General features: G+C 66.8%; 20 protein-coding genes and 1 tRNA gene. 9 read left to right on the top strand and 12 right to left on the bottom strand.

Annotated features, from left to right (window positions below; all coding sequences use genetic code 11):
• From ACK4MH_RS07510 to ACK4MH_RS07490, 5 genes are all read right to left on the bottom strand, one after another.
• Positions 1-478, bottom strand: a 478-nt coding sequence (locus ACK4MH_RS07510; RefSeq protein ID WP_409716675.1) for an ATP-binding cassette domain-containing protein, incomplete at its 3' end; no start/stop codon positions are given.
• A 27-nt stretch (positions 479-505) separates the two neighbouring features.
• The gene (locus ACK4MH_RS07505; protein WP_409716673.1) at positions 506-994 is read right to left on the bottom strand and encodes an LptA/OstA family protein; all 489 of its coding nucleotides are present in this window, start codon (positions 992-994) and stop codon (positions 506-508) included.
• Between the two features lie 2 nt (positions 995-996).
• Positions 997-1,656, bottom strand: a complete 660-nt coding sequence (gene lptC, locus ACK4MH_RS07500) for an LPS export ABC transporter periplasmic protein LptC (RefSeq protein ID WP_409716671.1) — start codon at positions 1,654-1,656, stop codon at positions 997-999.
• A gap of 7 nt (positions 1,657-1,663) precedes the next feature.
• Positions 1,664-2,278, bottom strand: coding sequence for a ribonuclease D (locus ACK4MH_RS07495; RefSeq protein ID WP_409716669.1), 615 nt, complete (start codon positions 2,276-2,278; stop codon positions 1,664-1,666).
• A gap of 216 nt (positions 2,279-2,494) precedes the next feature.
• Positions 2,495-2,581, bottom strand: a tRNA-Leu gene (locus tag ACK4MH_RS07490).
• A 224-nt stretch (positions 2,582-2,805) separates the two neighbouring features.
• Here ACK4MH_RS07490 and ACK4MH_RS07485 point away from each other — a divergent pair.
• From ACK4MH_RS07485 to ACK4MH_RS07475, 3 genes are all read left to right on the top strand, one after another.
• Positions 2,806-3,660, top strand: a complete 855-nt coding sequence (locus ACK4MH_RS07485) for a WecB/TagA/CpsF family glycosyltransferase (RefSeq protein WP_409716667.1) — start codon at positions 2,806-2,808, stop codon at positions 3,658-3,660.
• A 98-nt stretch (positions 3,661-3,758) separates the two neighbouring features.
• Complete coding sequence (locus tag ACK4MH_RS07480; protein ID WP_409716665.1) at positions 3,759-5,090, top strand: FAD/NAD(P)-binding protein; 1,332 nt, start codon at positions 3,759-3,761, stop codon at positions 5,088-5,090.
• A gap of 55 nt (positions 5,091-5,145) precedes the next feature.
• Positions 5,146-5,682, top strand: coding sequence for a polysaccharide biosynthesis/export family protein (locus ACK4MH_RS07475; RefSeq protein ID WP_409716663.1), 537 nt, complete (start codon positions 5,146-5,148; stop codon positions 5,680-5,682).
• Positions 5,683-5,689: 7 nt separating this feature from the next.
• Here ACK4MH_RS07475 and fliE read toward each other — a convergent pair whose 3' ends face one another.
• Genes fliE through flgB form a run of 3 tightly spaced genes read right to left on the bottom strand, consistent with a single transcriptional unit; the run spans position 5,690 to position 6,863 of the window.
• Entirely contained in the window at positions 5,690-6,004 is a 315-nt protein-coding gene (fliE, locus tag ACK4MH_RS07470; protein WP_346494190.1) for a flagellar hook-basal body complex protein FliE, read from the bottom strand.
• Positions 6,005-6,014: 10 nt separating this feature from the next.
• The gene (flgC, locus tag ACK4MH_RS07465) at positions 6,015-6,434 is read right to left on the bottom strand and encodes a flagellar basal body rod protein FlgC (RefSeq protein WP_409716660.1); all 420 of its coding nucleotides are present in this window, start codon (positions 6,432-6,434) and stop codon (positions 6,015-6,017) included.
• A 24-nt stretch (positions 6,435-6,458) separates the two neighbouring features.
• Positions 6,459-6,863: a flagellar basal body rod protein FlgB gene (gene flgB / locus ACK4MH_RS07460; RefSeq protein WP_135194750.1), complete on the bottom strand. Its 405-nt coding sequence runs from the start codon at positions 6,861-6,863 to the stop codon at positions 6,459-6,461.
• Between the two features lie 144 nt (positions 6,864-7,007).
• Here flgB and ACK4MH_RS07455 point away from each other — a divergent pair, with 144 nt between their 5' ends.
• The 3 genes from ACK4MH_RS07455 (at position 7,008) to ACK4MH_RS07445 (ending at position 8,656) form a co-directional block, all read left to right on the top strand.
• Positions 7,008-7,283 carry a FliO/MopB family protein gene (locus tag ACK4MH_RS07455; RefSeq protein ID WP_409716658.1) on the top strand — a complete coding sequence of 92 codons (276 nt, stop codon included), beginning with the start codon at positions 7,008-7,010 and terminating at the stop codon, positions 7,281-7,283.
• 179 nt (positions 7,284-7,462) lie between these two features.
• Positions 7,463-8,263, top strand: a complete 801-nt coding sequence (gene fliP / locus ACK4MH_RS07450; RefSeq protein WP_135195594.1) for a flagellar type III secretion system pore protein FliP — start codon at positions 7,463-7,465, stop codon at positions 8,261-8,263.
• 114 nt (positions 8,264-8,377) lie between these two features.
• Positions 8,378-8,656 carry an HU family DNA-binding protein gene (locus ACK4MH_RS07445; RefSeq protein WP_087120554.1) on the top strand — a complete coding sequence of 93 codons (279 nt, stop codon included), beginning with the start codon at positions 8,378-8,380 and terminating at the stop codon, positions 8,654-8,656.
• Between the two features lie 77 nt (positions 8,657-8,733).
• On the opposite strand, the gene ACK4MH_RS07440 is transcribed toward ACK4MH_RS07445, so the two are convergent.
• Positions 8,734-11,553, bottom strand: coding sequence for a tetratricopeptide repeat protein (locus tag ACK4MH_RS07440; protein ID WP_409716655.1), 2,820 nt, complete (start codon positions 11,551-11,553; stop codon positions 8,734-8,736).
• Between the two features lie 229 nt (positions 11,554-11,782).
• Here ACK4MH_RS07440 and ACK4MH_RS07435 point away from each other — a divergent pair, with 229 nt between their 5' ends.
• Positions 11,783-12,940, top strand: a complete 1,158-nt coding sequence (locus tag ACK4MH_RS07435; RefSeq protein ID WP_409716653.1) for a zinc-dependent alcohol dehydrogenase — start codon at positions 11,783-11,785, stop codon at positions 12,938-12,940.
• Positions 12,941-13,317: 377 nt separating this feature from the next.
• Here the strand turns inward: ACK4MH_RS07435 and ACK4MH_RS07430 are convergent, their stop codons facing one another.
• Positions 13,318-13,758, bottom strand: a complete 441-nt coding sequence (locus ACK4MH_RS07430; RefSeq protein WP_409716651.1) for a helix-turn-helix domain-containing protein — start codon at positions 13,756-13,758, stop codon at positions 13,318-13,320.
• 470 nt (positions 13,759-14,228) lie between these two features.
• On the opposite strand from ACK4MH_RS07430, the gene ACK4MH_RS07425 reads away from it, so the two are divergent.
• Positions 14,229-14,495, top strand: coding sequence for a DUF3892 domain-containing protein (locus ACK4MH_RS07425; RefSeq protein WP_409716649.1), 267 nt, complete (start codon positions 14,229-14,231; stop codon positions 14,493-14,495).
• 82 nt (positions 14,496-14,577) lie between these two features.
• Here the strand turns inward: ACK4MH_RS07425 and clpB are convergent, their stop codons facing one another.
• A complete protein-coding gene (clpB, locus tag ACK4MH_RS07420) occupies positions 14,578-17,166 on the bottom strand; it encodes an ATP-dependent chaperone ClpB (RefSeq protein ID WP_409716647.1) in 2,589 nt (862 codons plus the stop codon).
• A gap of 174 nt (positions 17,167-17,340) precedes the next feature.
• Here clpB and ACK4MH_RS07415 point away from each other — a divergent pair, with 174 nt between their 5' ends.
• Positions 17,341-17,985: a LysE family translocator gene (locus ACK4MH_RS07415; protein WP_409716645.1), complete on the top strand. Its 645-nt coding sequence runs from the start codon at positions 17,341-17,343 to the stop codon at positions 17,983-17,985.
• 31 nt (positions 17,986-18,016) lie between these two features.
• Here ACK4MH_RS07415 and ACK4MH_RS07410 read toward each other — a convergent pair whose 3' ends face one another.
• Entirely contained in the window at positions 18,017-20,278 is a 2,262-nt protein-coding gene (locus ACK4MH_RS07410; protein ID WP_409716643.1) for a TonB-dependent receptor domain-containing protein, read from the bottom strand.
• Between the last annotated feature and the right edge of the window lie 137 nt (positions 20,279-20,415).

Genomic DNA, 20,415 nt, shown 5'->3' with positions numbered 1-20,415 from the left:
TCGCCCCGGCATGGCGCAGGTGGTCGATATGCAGTTCGTTCAGCAGCCGGTCGGTCTCGGCGCGGATCTGGTCGCGCGGGTAGTTCAGCTCGACCACCGCCTTGACGTTCTGCTCCACCGTCATGCCGCGGAAGATCGAGGCTTCTTGCGCCAGATAGCCCAGGCCCATGCGGCTGCGCTGATACATCGGCTGGCCGGTGATGTCCTCGCCGTCCAGCCAGATGGTGCCCGAGTCCGGCGGGATCAGGCCGGTGATCATGTAGAAACAGGTGGTCTTGCCCGCGCCGTTCGGACCCAGCAGGCCCGCGACCTCGCCGCGCTGCACCGTCAGGGACACGTCGCGCACCACCTGCCGCGGCCCGAAGGACCGGGCGAGGTTCAGCACCCGCAGACCCTTTTCCGCAGGCGAGACCACCGGCTGCGGCGTCGTCGCCGGCCGGTCGTCCAGGTTCAGGGCTGAGAGTTCCTTGCGCGCCAAATGCTCAGGTCCAGACGGCCGACGGCCTCAGTTTGCGTTGGGGTAGAAGACGCCCTGCACGCGGCTTCCAGCCGCGCCGCGCGGCGCGCCGTCCATGCGGGCGGCCTCGGTGTTGATGTTGTAGACCAGGCGCGAGCCGGTCAGGACGTTCTTGCCCTGGGTCAGGACGACATTGCCCGTCACCACGATCTCGCCATTGCCCAGATTATAGACGGCGCGGTCGCCGCGCATCGACTGATCCGGGGTCACGAAATAGACGGTTCCGGCGGCCTCTGCGCGCTCCAGATCGCCGCCCGCGCCGCTGACCAGGGTCAGGGTGTCGGCGCGAAAACGGTTGCCGCCCTGCGTCGCCTCGGCCCGGCCTCTCAGGATGATGCGGTTGGGGCCATATTCGACCGAGTCCGCGCCATAGGCGACGGGCTGGTTGCCCGTTTGTGATTGCGCGTCGCCGACGGCCGGCAGGGCCACGACCGTCACGGCTGCGACCGTCGCCAGAGCCTTTGAAATCTTCGTCATGATCATCCGCCAGACCCCTTGGGCGTCAGCACGCCCATCACCTTGTTGTCGCCTGCGCCGTCGAAGACGACGCGCTGTCCCTGATCATAGATCGCATAGGACGATGCGTTGATGGTTCCAATAGGGCCGGAACCCTGAACGCCCTTTGAACCGGTGACGTTTCCGGTCGAGGTGTCGACCACCGCCTCGGGCGTGGTGAGGACGAAACCGGTGCCGCCGTCCGAGATCCGTACGTTCGGACCGATGGTCACCGTCTTGGCCTGCTCATTGTATGTGCCGCCGTCAGCGGTCAGTTCGGTCACCTTGCGCCCGCCCAGATTCAGTTTCAGCGCCGGGCCGATCAGGCGGAAATGGCCGGTGGCCGGATCGCGCACCGCCCCCTGGGCGCCGACGGTGAAGGCGCGGCCCTGAGCGTCCTGGCCATGGAACAGGGGGCTGTCCAGACGGACTTCTTGGCTTTGGCTGGCCTTGCGCTCCACCCCCGACATCACGGTGCGGAACACGGTCCAGGTCAGGGCGCCGCCCGCCAGCATCAGGATGATGATCGGCAGCACCCGACGCAGCAGCTTGACCCGCCGCGAGCGCGCACGCCAGCGGGCGCCGGCCAGGGCGACCCTGGCCTCGTCGGCCTCGATGCGGGACTGTTCGCCGGGTTCGGTCAAGCGCGCCTCAGCTGTGGGCGAAGATGTCGATCTCGTCCCAGCCGGCGAGGTCGAGCGCCGAACGGGTCGGCAGGAAGTCGAAACATTTGGCCGCCAGCTCGGCGCGGCCTTCGCGCGCCAGCATCAGGTCCAGCTTGGCCTTGGCAGCGTGCAGATACAGGACGTCCGACGCCGCATAGTCCAGCTGCGCCTGCGTCAGTGTCTCCGCGCCCCAGTCCGACGACTGCTGGGCCTTGGACAGGTCCACGCCGACCGTCTCGCGCACCACGTCCTTCAGACCGTGCCGGTCGGTATAGGTCCGCGCCAGCTTGGAGGCGATCTTGGTGCAATAGACCGGCCGCGTCTCGACCCCCAGGTGCAGCAGGAACATGCCGATGTCGAACCGGCCGAAGTGGAAGATCTTGGTCACCGCCGGATCGGTCAGCACCCGCTTCAGGTTCGGGCAGTCGTAGTCCGGCCGCTTCAGCCGCACGACATAGGCGTTCCCGTCGCCGGACGACAGCTGCACCACGCACAGCGGATCGCGGCGGAAGCGCAGGCCCATCGTCTCGGAATCGATGGCGACCTCGGACCCCAGGTCCAGGTCGTCGGGCAGATCGCCCTCGTGCAGGTAAACGGTCATGCTCTGGCTCTTACACGGCGAACGCGGCGGACGGAACGGGCTACAGCGATGCTGAGCGCCGCGCGCCGCATTCAAGAAACGGCCTCAAGCAGGTAATGCGCCGCGCGCATTCCGGTAGGCCAAAAATACGGCCTCAAGCAGCAGAGCGCCGTGCGCGATGCGATAGGCCAAAAGAATGAAAGCGCCGCACCGTTCGGTGCGACGCTTTCAATAATATGGTGCCCAGAAGAGGACTCGAACCTCCACGGCCGTTAAGCCACTGGCACCTGAAGCCAGCGCGTCTACCAATTCCGCCATCTGGGCCCCGTCGGCAGCGCCTTGCGGCGTTTCCATCGGGAAGGCGCGGACCTCTAAGGCAGCGAAACGACGGGGTCAACAGAGGTTTTTCGCCGCGTGTCGTTTTATTCCGCAAGCGGCGCTTCAAGCCTTGCCGCATCGCCTTTTCGATCCGCGTTCGGCGGCGACTTAACGCCTGCTAAGCCTGTTTTCTAACCCCGTCTTGAGGGCGGACCGCCTAGAACCGCCCCATGGCGGACCCCTCCCTCAGCCCCCACACGCCCGAACGCCGCGTAAAGCCGCGGGCGCCGTTTCGTCAGCGCCGCCGCGCCCACGAGCGGGTGTCCATTCTCGGCCAGCCTGTCGATCTGGTGAAGCCGGAAGAGGTTCTGCACCATGTGCAGCAGGCGGTGCTTGAGGGCGCAAAGAGCCTGATCGCCAACCACAATCTGCACAGCCTGTATCTGATCCAGAAACGCCCGGAACTAGCCGGCTTCTATGACCGGGCCGATCTGATCGAGGTCGATTCCACCCCCCTGCTGTGGTTCTCGCGCGCGCTGGGGCTGCACAGCCGGGGCTTTCACCGCTGCACCTATCTGGACTGGCGCGATCATTTCTGGAGCGTGGCGAACCGCAACGGATGGCGCGTCATGTCCATCGGCGGCGCGCCCGGCGTCGGCGACGAGGCGGCTCATCGGCTGAAGGCCCGCTATCCCGGCGCCGACATCGCCATCCATCACGGCTTCTTCGACGCGCATGGCGACGGGCCCGAGAATGCGGCCGTCCTTGCCCAGATCACCACCTTCCAGCCTCACATCCTGTTCGTCGGCATGGGCATGCCGCGTCAGGAACTGTGGATCGACGACAATTTCGAACGCCTGCCCGATTGCGTCATCCTGTCGGTCGGCGCCGCCTTCGACTATGAGGCGGGCGTCCAGAGCGCGGCGCCCCGCTGGATGGGGCGGGCCGGAATCGAATGGGCCTATCGCCTGGTTCACGATCCCAAACGCCTGTTCGTCCGCTACTGCGTCGAGCCCTGGACCCTGCTGCCCCTGGCCTTGCGCGACATTCGCGACGCCCGCCGCCGCCCGCCTCCCCCCGCCTGATCACGTTATTCCTACTGGTCAGATAGTTATTTATCGCCATGATCCGCCCCGGTCGCCGTGTGTTATCGACACGGCCGGAAACAGAAGCGGGGACGTGAGTGCCACACCAGAATGGACCGCATGTCGCCATCGTCGGCGCTGGATTCAGCGGCCTTCTGACCGCGGTCAATCTTCTGAAGGCCTCGCCCGATGTGCGCGTCACCCTGATCGAACGGCGCGGCGTCTTCGGTCCCGGCACCGCCTATGACACCGGCAATCCCAACCATCTGCTGAACGTCCGCCTGGACAATATGAGCGCCTTTCCCGACCAGCCGGGTCATCTGGCCGACTGGCTGGCGGAACAGCCGTCATGGCGCGCCCAGGACGGCTTCATCACCCGCGGCGTCTATGGCGAATACCTGCGCGCCCTGCTGGACGAGGCGCTGGACGACGCGCCCGACCGGCTGACCCTGATCGGCGGCGAGGCCCGCTCCATCGATCGTCAAGGCGATGCCTGGCATATCGCTGCCAGCGACGGCGAAGTCACCGCCGATCAGGTCGTGCTGGCCCTGGGCAATCTGGAACCCGCCTCGCCCCCCGGCGTCGAGGCCGAGGTTCAGAACTCTGCCGCCTATGTCGAGAACCCCTGGCGCTTCGATCCACGGTCGGTCGGCGACGCGCGCAACGTCCTGCTGATCGGCTCGGGCCTGACGATGGTGGATGCGGCCCTGACGCTGCGTCGCCCTGGTCGGCGGCTGACCGCCCTGTCGCGTCACGGCCTTCTGCCCCGCGCCCACGCCACCGTCCCGCCAGCCCCCTTCGTCGGCGCCTTCGCCGGCAGCCCCGCAGAGATCCTGCGACAGGTCCGCGCCGCCACGGCCGAGGCCGAATGGCGCGCCGTATTCGACCGCCTGCGCCATTCCGCCCGCGACATCTGGCGCGGGTGGTCGCAAAGCCAGCGTAGCCGCTTCCTGCGCCATCTGCGCCCCCTGTGGGACGTGCATCGCCACCGCCTGTCGCCCGGATCGGCCCGCGACATCAACTCCATGCTGGCCGGCGGCGAGCTGACCATCCTGGCGGGCAAGCTGACCGAGCTGAAGACCACCGACGTGATCGAGGTCTCGTGGCGGCCGCGCGGGAAAAAGCGCGCCATCCGCGACCGGTTCGACCTGGTGGTCAACTGCACCGGCCCGCTGGGCGTGATCTCCAGGAGCACCGAGCCGATGATCCGCGACATCCTCGACAAGGGCTACGGCCTTCCCGATCCTCTGGGCCTGGGCTTGCAGGTGGATGACGACGGCGGTCTGCTGGACGGCGCGGGCGAACCGGCGCAAGGCCTGCACGCCATCGGCCCCCTGACGCGCGGCGCCTTCTGGGAGATGACCGCCGTGCCCGATCTGCGCGGTCAGGCCCGCGATCTTGCCCGCCGTATTCTGTCGGATCGGTCCTAGACCCGAACAACCGACACGTTTAGCCTTTACACGCAGGAAATCGGGGAGGGCCTACATGTCGCGGAGCATACGCATCGGCCTGCTGGCCGCGACCCTGGCGTTCGCCCTGGCCGGCTTCGCGCCTCAAGCCGTCTCGGATTACCGCCTGGCCTCCGCCGACAAGGTGCGCATCGACGTCTTCGGCGAGGACGCGCTCAGCGGCGAGTTCACCGTCAATGCCGAGGGCAAGGTCGCCCTACCCCTGATCGGCGAAGTGCAGGCCGCCGGCCTGACGGGCGCCCAGCTTCAGGACGCCGTCACTCAAGCCTTGAGCGAAGGGTATCTGAACCAGCCACGCGTCACGGCCCAGGTCCTAACCTATCGGCCCATCTACATCCTGGGCGAGGTCAATCGGCCGGGCGAATACCCCTATCTCCCGGACCTGACGGTGCTGAATGCCGTGGCGACGGCCCAGGGCTTCACCTACCGCGCCAATGCGCGCCGAGTCTTCGTGCGCCGCGCGGGCTCGCAGACCGAAGAGCCCCAGCCGCTGACCGCCAACACGCGCGTCTCGCCGGGCGATACCCTCCGGATTGGCGAACGCTACTTCTGAGCCTGCCTCAAATCGGCATCGCCATGATTTCCTTGTAGGCGGAAATCACCTGGTCCCGCACCGAGATCACCGTCTCCAGCGACGCCTCGGCCGAGCTGAGCGCGGTCACCACGTCGATCAGATTGCCCTGCCCCTGGACCGATTTCGTCATCTGGGTCTCGGCCGCACGCGACTGCTGGGTCATGTCGGTCATGGCGTTCTTGACCAGATCGGCGAAGCCGCCGTCGCCGGCGCCCGGCGCTTGCGCTGCGCCGGAAAGCCCGGTCGGCATGGCGCCGCCCTGGACGGCGGCATAGGCCTTGGCGGCCATCATCGGGTTCATGGCCTAGTCCTCAGCGTTTGATGATGTCGAGGGTGCGGCTGTCCATCGACCGCGCCGTCTCGATGACGTTCAGATTGGCCTCATAGGCGCGCTGCGCCTCGCGCATGTCCATGGCCTCGACCAGGGTGTCCACGTTCGGCCGCATCACATAGCCCTGGGCGTTCGCGGCCGGGTGCGACGGGTCGTAGTCCATCTTGAACTCACCCTGGTCGGGCCGGACCTCGGCCAAGGTCACCCCGGTCGCCCCATCCACCTCGCGCGCCTGGAAGACGGGGATCTGGCGGCGATAGGGCTCTCCGCCCGGGGTGCGGGCCGTGGACTGGGCGTTGGCGATGTTCTCGGCGATGACGCGCATGCGCGACTGCTGGGCCTTCAGGGCCGAGGCCGCCACGGCCATGGTGCTGTTCGAGGGCGCTATGGGATCAGGCATTTTTCACTTCTCCTCTGGCCTTCTTCAGCCGCCGGGCCGCTTGGCGGCCATGCGGATCATGGACATGGATTTCTGGTAGAAGCCGATGGCGGCGTCATAGGCCATGCGGCTCTCGGCCATCTTCAGCATCTGCTCCTCGACCACGACCGAGTTGCCGTCCAGCGTGGTTTCCGAATCCGGCGACTTGGTCGGATCGAACCGCACAGGCGAACCGGCGGGCGCGATATGGGCGGCGTTGGTGCGCACCATCTGCAGCCCCCCGCCCGACCGCATGGCGGCGGCGAAGTCGGTCGGCTGCTTCAGGTCACGGCCGACGAAGCCGGGCGTATCGGCGTTGGCGACGTTCTCGGCGATAACGCGCTGACGCTCGTCCAGCCAGCCCAGCCGGCCCTTGATCTGCCCCAGCAGCGGTATGTCGGCGACGCCCATGGCGATCTCCCGTGCGACGCGGATGCGCGCAATGGGCAGAAAATGCCGCCTGCATGGTTAATAACCTCTTATCTCAACGCCTCGTTAACCGTGGTGGTTAACATTCGCCGCCTAAGCGCCGACTGCGCGGGGCCTCAAAGCGTCATGAATTTCCTCGATCTCGTCCGGGCGGTCTTCGGCCTGGCCTTCACCCTCGGCCTCATCGGGATCGTGGCCTGGGCCGCGCGCCGCTATGCGCCCCAGCTGCTGGCCAAGCTCAGCGCCGAACGCGGGGCCCGCCGTCTTCAGGTCGTCGAGACCCTGGTCCTGGATCCCGCCCGCCGCCTGGTCCTGGTCCGCGTCGACGACGAGGAACGGCTGATCCTGCTGGGCGAAGGCCGCGAGCTGATCGAACCGCGCCAGACCGGAGTGGGCAAGTGAGCCGCCGCAACACCCCTCTCCCTCCCCGCTCCGGGGAGGGTCGTCGCGCAGCGACGGGGTGGGGGCGGCCTGGCAAGGCCGCACTACCGGACGCAGGACAGGTCCGTGGGGCGTCGCCCGGCGGCCCCCACCCGACCTCGCTCCGCTCGGCCACCCTCCCCCGCCGGGGGAGGGAGAGCATCTTCAACACCCCCACGGGCGCAGAGATCAAACGCGCGGCCCTGCTGTCGCTGTTCACCACCCTCGTCTGCCTGGCCTGGCCCGTCGCGGCCCTGGCCCAGCAGGCGGCACAAAGCGGATCGGCCCTCAACATCGACCTGGGCACCGGCGCCGGCCTAACACAGCGCGTGGTCCAGCTGGTCGGCCTGATGACCGTGCTGTCGCTGGCGCCGTCCATCGTCATCATGACCACCAGCTTCGTGCGGATCATCGTCGTTTTGTCGCTGTTGCGGACGGCGCTGGGCATGCAGCAGTCGCCGCCGAATGCGGTTCTGGTGTCCCTGGCGCTGTTCCTCAGCGCCATCGTCATGGCCCCCACCTGGCAGGACGCCTATGATTCGGGCATCCGCCCGCTGATGGATCAGCAGATCGAACTGCCCCAGGCCTTCGATCTGGCGTCAGAGCCCGTGAAAACCTTCATGCTGGCCCAGGTGGACCGCGGGGACCTGGCCCTGTTCACCCGCCTCAGCAACATCGAGCCGCCCCAGAACGTCCAGGAACTGCCCCTGCGCGTGGTCACCCCGGCCTTCATGATCAGTGAACTCAAGAAGGCGTTCGAAATCGGATTTCTCCTTTTCGTTCCGTTCCTTGTGATCGATCTGGTGGTGGCCAGCGTGCTGATGTCCATGGGTATGATGATGCTGCCCCCGGTGGTGGTGTCCCTGCCGTTCAAGTTGATCTTCTTCGTGCTGGTGGACGGCTGGCGACTGGTCGCCGGAAGCCTGGTCGAGAGCTTCCAGCGAGCGTCCGGTACCGGATAATCCCCCGCCCCATATGGCTTTCAGCGTCATAGACGCTTGCAAAGCCCGTCAAAATCCGTGTTGATCCCCCGGTCCTCGCCCGGAATCGGGCGACTAACACTGGAAACGCTTCTTATGACCACTCAAGCCGAACTGATCGCCGCCGTCGCCAAAGACGCCGGTGTCTCGCAGGCCGACGCCGGCAAGGTGCTGACCGCCATCGTCGAAAACATCCACTCGACCCTGAAGTCGGGCGGCGACATCCGCATCTCGAACCTGGGCGTCTTCGACACCGCCGCCCGCGCCGAGCGCGAAGGCCGCAACCCGGCCACCGGCGCGACCATCAAGATCGCCGCGTCCAAGGCCGTGCGCTTCCGCGTCTCCAAGCCCCTGAAGGACGCCGTCAACGGCTAAGCCTTTTCGGTCCTGCGATGCAGGATCGGCAAAGCTCGACGGGCGGGGGTCGCGACGCGATCTCCGCCCGTTTTCAATTAAGCGGCGGCTTTCGCCTCCGCTTCTTTTCTGAACGCCTGTTTGGCGCTGTTGACCCAGCCGACGAAGGTGTCCGCCTGGCTGGACAGGTTGGCGAAGTCGCCCGCCCCCGCCACGCCCGACAGACTGTCGTCCAGCGCCACGCGCATCGCGGCGCCTGATCGCGCCCCGGCGACGAAGGGCGCATATCGGGCGTTCAGCCTTTGCAGCGCCGCCCGATCGCCGCTCAGCGAATAGCCCACGCCCGCCCGGATCAGCCAGCTTTCCTCGGCCGGCGTCAGCGGCGTGGTCGTCGTCTTGTACCGCTCGCCCAGCCGCGCCTCATAGACCGGCGCCGCATCGGCCCATTTCTGCTGTTTCCAGAAGATGTCGGCCCGCACCTCGCGCGCCGGGTTCGACTGGTCGCGATCCAGCACCTCCTGCGCATGGTCGAACCGGCCCAGGTCCATCAGGGCGCGGGCCTCCAGCGCCCGGCGCTCGCTGTTCATCGCGGCGGGCAACAGGGTGGTGCGCGAGCCCCAGATGGCCTGCAGCGCCTTCTCGGGCTGGCGATCCATCAGATAGACGGTGGCCAGATTGGTGGCGACCTGGGCCTTGGCCACCCCGTCCAGCCGCTCGTCCACCTGGTGTTTCAGCAGTTCGGCGGCCTGATCCAGCAGATCGACGTCGATCAGGCGGCGCGACAGGCGGCGCACCATCTCGTCCCCGTCGGCCCCGATGGGCGTCAGCTCGCGGAAATCATAGAACAGGGCCAGCGCCTGCACCGGCTGCAACCCGTCCGCCGCCCCTTCCAGGAACAGGGCGCGGAAGGCGTTGGATTGGTCGGCCTGGACCTCGGCCGCGCCCGGCACGCCCGCCATCCGCTTGCCCGCCCCGCGCAGCGCGTCCAGCGCCTCGCGGTATCGCCCCTGTTGCAGATAGATGCCCGACAGCTTGCGCACGACCGCCATCTCGGTCGCGTCCCCGCGCCAGCGCCACTTCAGCTGTTCCAGCTGCGCCGTCGCCTGATCCGGCGTGATCGCGCCCTTGTCCAGCTCCAGGCTGATGGCGCCCAGTTTGGCCGGCGTCGCGATCCCGTCCAGCGGCGCGCGCGCCACGGCCTTGTAGATCGCCAGCGCCCGGTCCTTGTCGCCGTTCAGGTCGAACATCCGCGCCTGCACCAGCCGCGCCGTCAGTTGATCGATCGCCGGGGCATCCTGGCTGAACACATAGGCCAGCAGCTGCTGGGCGGCGGGCAGGTCGTTCAACTGTATGGCCGCCATGGCGTGGGCCGCGCCGAACCGCGCGCGCCATTCCTTGGGGAAACTGTCGATCACCGAGGCGCCGGCGGCGAAGTTCCTGCGCGCCCCCTCCCAGTCGCCCATCTCCGAGGCGATATAGCCCAGCCAGACCTTGGTCGCCGGGTCGTTGGTCAGGGCGGCGCCCGAGAAATCGACCTGGGCTTCTTCCAGCCGTCCGATGCCGACGCGCGCCACGCCGCGCAGGCCCCGCACCTCGGGCTCGCCCTGCAGATTGGGCGCCTTGGCGATCAGGGCGTTCAGCACGCCGATGGCCTCGTAGTTCAGGCCCGACCCGACCAGGAACCGCGCCAGCGCCATCCGCGCCTCGATCGGGGCGCGCGGATTGTCGCTCGCCGCGATCGTCTCCAGCCCCGCCGCGTCCTGCAGCCGGCGATAGCGATCAGAGAATCCCGCCTCGCCCGTCGTCGCCCAGGTTTCGTCGATCAGCGCCGGATAGGCCGCCCGCTTGGGCGCGTCGGCCGCCTGGTCGCCGGTCTCCAGCCCCGCCGTCGGCGCCGACAGCGTCAGCCCCTTGGGCCGGCTCAGCGTCACCAGATCGCCCGCCGCCTCGATCTTCAGATCGTCGGCCCCGGTCTCGATCGCCAGGCCCTGGGCCGTCGGGATCAAGGTCAGGTCGACCGTGCGGCGTCCGCCCGCATACCCCTTGCCGGGCGCCAGCGCCGTCACCGCCGCAAATCGGTCCCCGACCAGCGGATCGGTCAGCCAGATCGCCTTGGTCGCCCCGGCCATCTGCGCCACCAGCACCGGCGCGCCGTCGTCGGAACGATCCACCTCGACGCCCTCGACCGCCGACTGGACCCCGCCGAGGGTCACGGTCCAGGTTCCGCCCTGGCCCTGCGCCGAGACGCCCAGGCCTTCCGGCGCGGCGATCCGCATGGCGGTATAGCCCGGCCCCGCCGCCCAGTGCGCGTCCTTGGCCGGCCCCAGGGCCTTGGCCCCGGTCATGTCCATGCGCGCGGCCGTGTCGAACACGATCCACACCGCATCGCCCCGGCGGAAGACGGCGGCCCCCACGGGCGCGCCCCAGTCGAAGGTCAGGACGGTCTTCTGTTCGCTGGATTCGGCCCGCACCGGCACGACGGCCTTGGTCGTCTGCGGCGCGGCCGCGTCGCCGCCTTCCGGCGCCTTGCCGGGCGCATAGAGGTTCAGCCACACCGCCCCGTCCGCGACGCCGGAGCGGGCGTCCGCCCCCTCTTCCAGCGTCAGGATCAGGTCCGTGCCGCCCGCCCGCGCCATCCGCGTCTCGACCGACTTCACCCCCGCCGGCGGATCGACCCTCAGGCGCGACACATCGGGCGCGGCGGTCGTGCCCATCCGCACCACGACCTTGTCGCCTTCGCGGCTGACACGTGAGCGCACCCCGATGACGCCGCCGAATTCGACGCGGGTGAAGGTGTCGTTCTGGCCGATGCTGATCGACAGCGGATCGCGCGACCGGCCGACTTCCTGGGCCAGCGGCGCCATGGGCGCAAACACGACGGCGCCCGCCGTGGCGGCGGCCACAGTCGTCTTCAGCATGCGCTTGGTCGGCGAGGCCCCGGACATATCTCCCGACCCATGCCCCACAAGGCCTTTAATCGCAGTTAACCGACGTTGACCGTAGTTCTACGGATCAGACCGCGTTTCCGGGGACCAACCCGATCCCCAAGGACTGACTTTCGAACGGTAACGCTTTGATTTTAAAGCGGGGCCTTAGGAACCGCCCCCGCACAGCCGGATTGATCCCACTCAGATTGGGAGATCCGACATGAAGGCGTTGTGCTGGCACGGCAAGGGCGACATCCGCTGCGAAGAGGTGCCTGACCCCACCATCGAGGACGGCCGCGACGCCGTCATCCGGGTGACGAGCTGCGCCATCTGCGGCTCGGACCTGCACCTGTACGGCGGCTATGTTCCGGGCATGAAGCACGGCGACGTCATGGGCCATGAGACGATGGGCGAGGTCGTCGCCGTCGGCAAGGACAACGACAAGCTCAAGGTCGGCGACCGCGTCGTGGTGCCCTTCACCATCAGCTGCGGCGACTGCAAGATGTGCCGCGCCAGCCTGTTCAGCCTGTGCCAGCGCTCCAATCCGAACGGCGCCGAACAGGCCAAACAGACGGGCTATCCGACCGCCGGCCTGTATGGCTACAGCGAGATGTACGGCGGGTTCGCCGGGGGCCAGGCCGAATATCTGCGCATCCCCTACGCCGACGTCGGGCCGATCAAGGTGCCCGAGGGGCTGACCGACGATCAGGTCCTGTTCCTGTCCGACATCTTCCCGACCGGCTGGATGGCGGCCGAGAACTGCGACATCCAGCCGGGCCAGACCATTCTGGTGTTCGGCTGCGGGCCGGTGGGCCAGTTCGCCATCCGCAGCGCCTTCATGATGGGCGCCGGCCGCGTCATCGCCATCGACCAGGTGCCCGAGCGGCTGGCCCTGGCCCAGGCGGCGGGCGCCGAGACCCTCGACTTCTCCGAGGGCGACCTGCAGGAGCGGATCAAGGCCCTGACCAACGGCGAAGGCCCCGATGCGGTGATCGAGGCCGTCGGCCTGGAGAGCCACGGCTCGGGCAGCCTGATGGAGAAGGTCCAGGAGACCGTCGCCGGCAAGCTGGAGCGCCCCTATGCGCTGAACGAAGCCATCGTGGCCTGCAAGCCCGGCGGGATCATCAGCCTGCCCGGCGTCTTCGTCGGCATGGTTCCCACGATGCTGGGCGCCTTCATCGGCAAGGCCCTGACGCTCAAGACCGGCCAGACCCACGTGCAGCGCTACCTGGAGCCCCTGATGAAGAAGGTCCTCGACGGCGAGATCGACCCCAGCTTCCTGATCACCCACAAGATCGGGCTGGAAGACGGGCCCGACGCCTACAAGACCTTCCAGGAGAAGAAGGACGGCTGCATCAAGGTGGTCATCAACCCTTAGGTCGCGACCGCGCGACGGCGAGGAGACCAGAGGCCCCCGGGGACACGCGGGGGCCTTTCTTTGTTGGGCGGGCCACGTTTAGAGTGCACAAGACGCATGAGTGCCTATGGGCACTCCGGCCCCATAGCTAACAGCCCGTCAGCTCACGCCGCAGCTTTACGCACATCCATGAGCAAAAAACGGCTGGTCTGCCGAGAAAACCGAGGATTGGTTCGCGGGTCGGCAATCTCACGCCAGGTTGCAAAAGCGTCCACATTCGTAAGCTGATAGGCGCAGGAGTTAAGCAAGCTTTTGCTTGACGAAAACACAGGTCCTGCCATATAGTGATTTGGTCTAGGCCGGGCTGCATTATGCGTGCCCGTTCGAAAGCCCAAACCTTAGCGGTTTGGGCTTTCGTTGTTTTCATCGTCCAATTTTCGCCCCTTGAATGCACGGGGATGGTCTTTGGCGATCTCTGAAATAAGAGCAACGGTCTTATCAAGCTCGTAAACATTACTTACCCGAGCGTTGTTTTGACTAAACCTTGCTCCCCGCTCTAAAAACCCCTTAGCCTCTAACGCGCTAATTGCCCGCTGGACTTGTCGCGGGCTTAGTGCTGTCCGCTTGGCTATGGTTGCCTTACTGGGAAACGGCATCCGCTCTGGGGACCACCAAGCTGACAAGACTTGGAACAAAACGACCAACTCCGTTGGAGATAGCCTGACTGACTCAGGAAGAAACTGATTAACTGACAAAAGGTGGTTTGGAAGAATTGTGAAACCTGCATCAATGGGTGCACGGCCCCATTTTTTTCGCGTTACGTCTAAATTTTCCGCCATCGAAAGTGACCATCCATGACCCATGTAGGAGACACATATGTCCATACACCCCTAGACATATATGTCTATATAATAATACATCACCGATGAATACACATAGGATACACACGAAGTGTGCCGCCTAGCGACAGCGCAGTTTCTCCGGCTTGACGCATGACATCAAGTAAGCCATCGTATGACCGAAGGTTTCGGCCCGGCCTAGACAACCGATCGGACCTTCATGTTTCAACTGCATGAAAGGGTCCCGACATGGGAACTCAGCACTACCTCACGCCTCTGGATGCCGCCTTGATCAAAGGCATGCTTGCCCGGGGCGACCGCCAGAGCGACATCGCCGCCTATTTTGCCGTGAATGGGGGCCGCGTGTCCGAGATTAACACCGGCCTTCGGTTTGCGGAGGTCGAGCCCGTTGAGGGGGAAGCCCTCCCGCCTGCCGGACCTTACTTGGTTGAAGATCGGAGGGCTGCGTGATGGCGGACGCAAAAGTCAGCTGCATCAATAAGCAGCCTCGCGACAACCCCTACGATGGCATTACCCATTTGGGAGGGAAAGAATGGAAGTGGACGAGGCAGCAGGTCATCGACTCGATCGAAGCCAAGACCAACACGTTCTACACAGAGGTCGATGGTAACCGTGGAAATATCGGCGTGGTGAACGGTCCGAACGGAAAGTACCTCCGGACGTACGCCGACGGAGAGTGGAACGACAACCTTCTGTCTCTCCCCGAGTGTCCCTAAAGAAAACTGGAGCGGTGCGAACGAAGTTCGCACCGCTTTTTTTAGGACGGGTTGACTGATTGACTGAACTTAAGATTTCTTTTCAGTGCACCCGCATCTTACCGATCTCCAACCCGCCCTCGCCGGCCGTCACCGCAATTACCCCGCCATCCTCGATCTCGCCGGCCAATAGCTTCCGCGCGATCGGATCGACCAGATCCTTCTGGATCACCCGCTTCAACGGACGCGCCCCATAGGCCGGGTCGTAGCCGCGGTCGGCGAGCCAGGCCAGGGCGCTGTCGTCGAGGTCCATCGACAGGCGGCGGTCGGCCAGCAGTTTTTCGAACCGTGACAGCTGGATCCGGACGATGCCGCCCATCTGGTCGCGGCCCAAGCGGTGGAACAGGATGATCTCGTCGATCCGGTTCAGGAACTCGGGGCGGAAGTGGGCGCGGACGGCGTCCATGACGAAGGGGCGGACGGCCTCGACATCATCCCCCTCGCCCTGTTCGGCCAGATACTGGCTGCCCAGGTTGGAGGTCATGATGATCAGGGTGTTGCGGAAGTCGATGGTGCGGCCCTGGCCGTCGGTCAGGCGGCCGTCGTCCAACACCTGCAGCAGGACGTTGAAGACGTCGGGGTGGGCCTTTTCGACCTCGTCGAACAGGACGACCTGATAGGGGCGACGGCGCACGGCCTCGGTCAGGGCGCCGCCCTCGTCATAGCCGACATAGCCGGGAGGGGCGCCGATCAGGCGGCTGACGCTGTGCTTCTCCATATATTCGGACATGTCGAGCCGGGTGATGGCCGCCTCGTCGTCGAACAGGAACTCGGCCAGGGCCTTGGTCAGTTCGGTCTTGCCCACGCCGGTCGGGCCCAGGAACAGGAAACTGCCCAGAGGACGGTTGGGGTCGTTCAGGCCGGCGCGGGCGCGGCGCACGGCGTCGGAGACGGCGGCCAAGGCCTCGTCCTGACCCACCACGCGGCCGCCCAGGGCGGTCTCCATCTGGAGCAGTTTTTCGCGCTCGCCCTCCAGCATCTTGTCGACGGGGACGCCGGTCCAGCGGCTGACGACGGCGGCGATCTGTTCGGCGTCGACGACTTCTGGCGTTAGAGCCCCCCCGCCCCCCGTCTCAGCGGCCTCGGCCTCGGCCAGTTGCTTTTCGATCTGGGGGATCTGGCCGTAGGCGATCTCGGACGCGCGGCCCAGGTCGCCGGCGCGTTGGGCGTTGGTCAGTTCCAGACGCAGGCGGTCCAGGGTTTCACGCAGTTGCGCCCCCTGCCCCACCTTGTCCTTTTCGGCCTTCCACTGGGTGGTCAGGTCGTCGGACTGGCCTTCCAGATCGGCGATCTCGTCGTCCAGCTTTTCCAGCCGGTGCTGGGACGCCTGGTCGGTCTCCTTCTTCAGGGCCTCGCGTTCGATCTTCAGCTGGACCAGGCGGCGGTCGATCTCGTCCAGGGCCTCGGGCTTGGAGTCCACGGCCATGCGCACGCGGCTGGCGGCCTCGTCGATCAGGTCGATGGCCTTGTCCGGCAGGAAGCGGTCGGTGATGTAGCGGTTCGACAGGGTGGCGGCGGCGACGATGGCGCTGTCGGAAATGCGCACGCCGTGGTGGACCTCGTACTTCTCCTTCAGGCCGCGCAGGATGGAGACCGTGTCCTCCACCGTCGGTTCGGCGACGAAGACCGGCTGGAAGCGACGGGCGAGGGCCGCGTCCTTCTCGACGTGCTTGCGGTATTCATCCAGCGTGGTGGCGCCGACGCAGTGGAGTTCGCCGCGCGCCAGGGCCGGTTTCAGCAGGTTGGAGGCGTCCATGGCGCCGTCGCCCTTTCCGGCCCCGACCAGGGTGTGCATCTCGTCGATGAACAGGATGATGCCGCCCTCGGCCGCCGTGACCTCGGACAGGACGGCCTTCAGCCGCTCCTCGAACTCGCCGCGGTATTTGGCTCCGGCGATCAGGGAGCCCATGTCCAGCGCCATGACGGTCTTGTCGCGCAAGCTCTCGGGCACGTCGCCGTTGACGATGCGCAGGGCCAGGCCCTCGACGATGGCGGTCTTGCCCACGCCGGGCTCGCCGATCAGGACGGGGTTGTTTTTGGTGCGGCGAGCCAGGACCTGGATGGTGCGGCGGATCTCTTCGTCGCGGCCGATGACCGGGTCGATCTTGCCGTCGCGGGCGGCCAGGGTCAGGTCGCGGGCGTAGCGTTTCAGGGCGTCATAGCCGTCCTCGGCGCCCGCGCTGTCGGCGGTCTTGCCCTTGCGCACCTCGGCGATGGCGGCGTCCAGCTTGTCGGCGCTGGCGCCCGAGGCCTTCAGCACCTCGGCGGCGACCCCGCCCTCCTTGGCGAGCGCAGCCAGCAGCCGTTCGGTAGTGACGAAGGCGTCGCCGGCGGTCTTGGAGGCTTCCTCAGCGGCGGCGAAGACGCGGGCGGTATCGCCGTCCAGATAGAGCTGGCCCGAGCCGCCCGAGACCTGGGCGCGCTTCTTCAGCGCGGTTTCGACATCAGCCTCGGCGCGGCGGGCGTCGCCGCCGGCGGCGGTGATCAGATTGCGGGCCAGGCCGTCGCGTTCCTCCAGCAGCACCTTGAGCAGATGCTCGGGCGCGAACTGCTGGTGACGGCGGGCGAGCGCCAGCGACTGGGCCGACTGGACGGCCTGTTTGGCGCGGTCGGAGTAGAGTTCGAGATTCATGGTCTTCAGTCCCCTCGTGAGGCGGATAGGTTTCGGCCCGCCCTCTGCGGAGCAGCGCGCCGTTGAGATCGAGGTGGGTGTGACGATCGGGTCACACAAGGGGTCGGCGCGGCCCACATCGGGGCTGTCCGTTGCGCCCTCTGCGGCCTAGGCTTCGCTGAACAGGAGCGCACCGTGATCGCCCATTCCGCCTGGCCCGTCGATCCGGCCGTCATCGGCCCCTTTCTGATCGCCGTGGCCCTGATCGAGCTGACGCCGGGGCCGAACATGGGCTGGCTGGCGCTGGTCGCCCTGGCGCGCGGGCGTCTGGCCGGCTTCGCCGCCGTGGCGGGCGTGACGGCAGGTCTGGCGGTGTGGATGCTGGCGGCCGCCTATGGGCTGACGGAGGTCTTCGCCATCTGGCCGCCGCTGTATCAGGGCCTGCGCTGGGCGGGCGTGCTGTTCCTGTTGTGGCTGGCGTGGGAGGCCTGGCGCGAGCCGGTTGCAGACGCAGAGCCGACGCCGGACGTGCGCTCGCTGCGGGGGCTGTTCCTGCGGGGCATGATGGGCAATCTGCTCAACCCCAAGGCGGCCGTCTTCTATGTGGCCCTGTTGCCGACCTTCATGCGACCGGACCACGGCGCGCCGCTGACCCAGGCCCTGACGCTGGGCGGGCTGCATCTGGCGGTGGCCGTCATGGTCCACAGCCTGATCGTGATGGGCGCAGCGCGCGCGGCCGGCGCCGTGCTGCCGCGTGTCAAAGGTCCAGGGATACGGGCCGTCATGGCCGCCGGTCTCGTGGTCGTCGCCGTTTGGCTGGCCTGGGAGACGCGGACCTGAGCCCGCGTCTCCGAAACCGGTCGTCCCCGCTTCAGCCTCCGGTCGTCGGGCCCTGGAAGTCGAACTGTTCGGGACGACGCTGACCGCCGCCGAAGTTCCAGGTCAGGCCGATATAGGCCGCACGCCCGCCGAAGCTCTGGTTCGAGCGGTCGCGGAAGGTCGGGGTCGTCAGGGTGGTGGTCGAGCCGAAGTCGTCGAACACATCACGCACCGTCATCTGCATCGACCAGGCATCGTTCAGCTTGCGGCGGTAGCCCAGGTTGACCAGGGTCGACTGCTCGCGCACGCCCTGGGCCAGCAGCTGGTCCCCGCTCCAGATGCCGGACACCTGGACGAAGTCCTTGGGCGTCGGTTGCCAGTTCACCGACAGGCGGCCCGAGACAGCGTTGCCCGAGCGATCCTGGGCGCCGACGATGCCGGCGGCGTCGATCTCCTGACGATAGACATTCAGGCTGGCGTTGTAGCGCAGGGTCGGCAGCAGCGGGCCGTTGGCGACCAGTTCCAGCCCGGTCGAGGTGCTGGCGCCCAGGTTCTCGGGCCGGGTCAGGAAGACGCCGGCGCCCAGGTCGCTGGTCGTCTGGCTGAAGGCCTTGTTGGTGTCGCGGTAATAGAGGGTGGCCTGGTAGAAGGTCTGCTGCACCCGGCGCTGCCAGTTCAGCTCGTACGAATCCGTCTCCTGCGGCTGAAGGTCCGGGTTGCCGGAACGATAGTTCTGCGGATCGCCATAGGTCAGGAAGGGGTTCAGGTCGGCCGGGCCGGGACGCTGGATGCGGCGGCTGTAGCTGGCGCGAAGGGTGTCCTTGTCGTTCAGCTTGTAGGACAGGTGGCCGGTCGGATAGGCGCGGAAATAATCCTGGGACGTCTTCACGCCGCTGGTGACCTGATCCAGGTCCAGGATCGCCTGTTCCAGGCGCAGGCCGAACTGGGCTGACAGCTTCTCGCTGAACGGCTTCTCGTAGGTGACGTAGAGGGCGTGGACGACCTGATCGACGTCGAAACGGTTGGACACCAGCGGGTCGGGCGTCAGCGTCGCCGGCGTCGGGCCGCGCGCGACGCCGTTGTCCAGCTCCAGCAGCGTGGCCTGCAACTCATAGCCGAGGCGCAGCTTGCCGCCGTCCGACAGCGGCCGGACATAGGCGCTGGTGACGCCCCACTGGTCCTGTTCGTTCTTATTGGCGGTGGCTTCGATGAAGTTCGCGGCGGCGGGGATCTGTTGGTCGACGAAGCTGTCGGAGGTGAAGTTGAAGCTGTTGCGGTCGAAGCGGACCTCGTTCGTCCATTCGTGGCCCTGGTCGTCGAAGCGCCGCAGCATCCGCGCCGTCGCGCCCGAGAACTGGCCCTTGAAGCGACCGTCGCCGGCGCGGCGATAGGCCGAGCCGATGCCGCCGGCCGCATTGTCGGCCTCGTACAGGGTGACGCCGTCGCCGCCCGCATCGACCTCTGTGTGGCGCAGTTCGCCGACCAGCTGGGTCTTGGCGTCCAGATTGTATTCGGCGGACAGGCGGACGTAGGCGCTGTCGGACGATCCGTCGATATCCTGGCTCTGGCGCGACTCCAGGAAGCGGCCCGAGCCCGTGTCCAGCCGTTCGCGCACGCGGCTGGTCTCCGACAGATAGCCGTCGTGGCGCAGGCCGACGTCGGCCGTCAGGGTCGTCTTGCCGTTCACATGGGCGACGCTGCCGCCGATGTTGTAGCGGCCGCCGTCGCCGACATTGGCGCGGATCGAGCCGGTGGTCGTCTGTGTCGGCCGCACAGTCGTCGGCTTGGAGATCAGGTTGATGACCCCGCCCGACCCCTCGGGGCTGTAGGCCGCCGACGGATTGGTCATGACCTCGATACGGGCGTATTGGGCCGCCGGAATCTGCTGGATCATCTGGCCGCGGCTGGGGCCGTTGAACTGGGTCGCCGGGCGGCCGTCGATCAGGATGGTGACGTTGGCATCGCCGCGCAGGCTGACGTTGCCGTCGGGATCGACCTCGACCGAGGGAATGTTGCGCAGGGCGTCGGCAAGGGTGCCCGTCGTGGCCTGAAGATCGTTGGCCAGGCTGTAGCTGGTGGAATCGATGGAGGTCCGCACATCGTTGGCGCGCGCATTGACGACCACGTCGCCGACGCTGGCGGGCTGCTGCTGGGCCGGTTCGGGCGTCTGGGCGCGGGGTGCGGGCGTTTGAGGGGGCGGCGTCTGGGTCGTCGCCGGGGTGGTCGGCTGGGCCGGCGCCTGTTGCGCCAGGGCAGCGCCGGGCAGCACGGCCGCAGCCACGCCCAGCATGAGAACGAGTTTGGAGGAGGTCATGCCCCGGAAATCCTGAAAGTGCGCCCAGGCGTCCGCGACGCCCTTCGATAAACGCTGCCTAACGACGCTACTTTGAAAAGCAAAGTTACATCTTCTTCATGCGCACGGCGGGTCGTCAGCCACGCATGGAACCGCCA

The organism is Brevundimonas sp., assembly GCF_046295075.1.
GTDB lineage: Bacteria > Pseudomonadota > Alphaproteobacteria > Caulobacterales > Caulobacteraceae > Brevundimonas.
The sequence above is the reverse complement of the archived record's forward strand: the minus strand, read 5'-3'. Positions and strand labels throughout refer to the sequence as shown.

Coding starts and splice junctions, on each gene's coding strand:
- ACK4MH_RS07485 (WP_409716667.1), top strand. CDS start 2,806: ATGGCGGACCCCTCCCTCAGCCCCCACACGCCCGAACGCCGCGTAAAG.
- ACK4MH_RS07505 (WP_409716673.1), bottom strand. CDS start 994: ATGACGAAGATTTCAAAGGCTCTGGCGACGGTCGCAGCCGTGACGGTC.
- ACK4MH_RS07410 (WP_409716643.1), bottom strand. CDS start 20,278: ATGACCTCCTCCAAACTCGTTCTCATGCTGGGCGTGGCTGCGGCCGTG.
- ACK4MH_RS07475 (WP_409716663.1), top strand. CDS start 5,146: ATGTCGCGGAGCATACGCATCGGCCTGCTGGCCGCGACCCTGGCGTTC.
- ACK4MH_RS07435 (WP_409716653.1), top strand. CDS start 11,783: ATGAAGGCGTTGTGCTGGCACGGCAAGGGCGACATCCGCTGCGAAGAG.
- ACK4MH_RS07455 (WP_409716658.1), top strand. CDS start 7,008: ATGAATTTCCTCGATCTCGTCCGGGCGGTCTTCGGCCTGGCCTTCACC.
- ACK4MH_RS07440 (WP_409716655.1), bottom strand. CDS start 11,553: ATGCTGAAGACGACTGTGGCCGCCGCCACGGCGGGCGCCGTCGTGTTT.
- ACK4MH_RS07430 (WP_409716651.1), bottom strand. CDS start 13,758: ATGGCGGAAAATTTAGACGTAACGCGAAAAAAATGGGGCCGTGCACCC.
- ACK4MH_RS07425 (WP_409716649.1), top strand. CDS start 14,229: ATGGCGGACGCAAAAGTCAGCTGCATCAATAAGCAGCCTCGCGACAAC.
- flgB (WP_135194750.1), bottom strand. CDS start 6,863: ATGGGCGTCGCCGACATACCGCTGCTGGGGCAGATCAAGGGCCGGCTG.
- flgC (WP_409716660.1), bottom strand. CDS start 6,434: ATGCCTGATCCCATAGCGCCCTCGAACAGCACCATGGCCGTGGCGGCC.
- ACK4MH_RS07495 (WP_409716669.1), bottom strand. CDS start 2,278: ATGACCGTTTACCTGCACGAGGGCGATCTGCCCGACGACCTGGACCTG.
- fliE (WP_346494190.1), bottom strand. CDS start 6,004: ATGAACCCGATGATGGCCGCCAAGGCCTATGCCGCCGTCCAGGGCGGC.
- clpB (WP_409716647.1), bottom strand. CDS start 17,166: ATGAATCTCGAACTCTACTCCGACCGCGCCAAACAGGCCGTCCAGTCG.
- ACK4MH_RS07445 (WP_087120554.1), top strand. CDS start 8,378: ATGACCACTCAAGCCGAACTGATCGCCGCCGTCGCCAAAGACGCCGGT.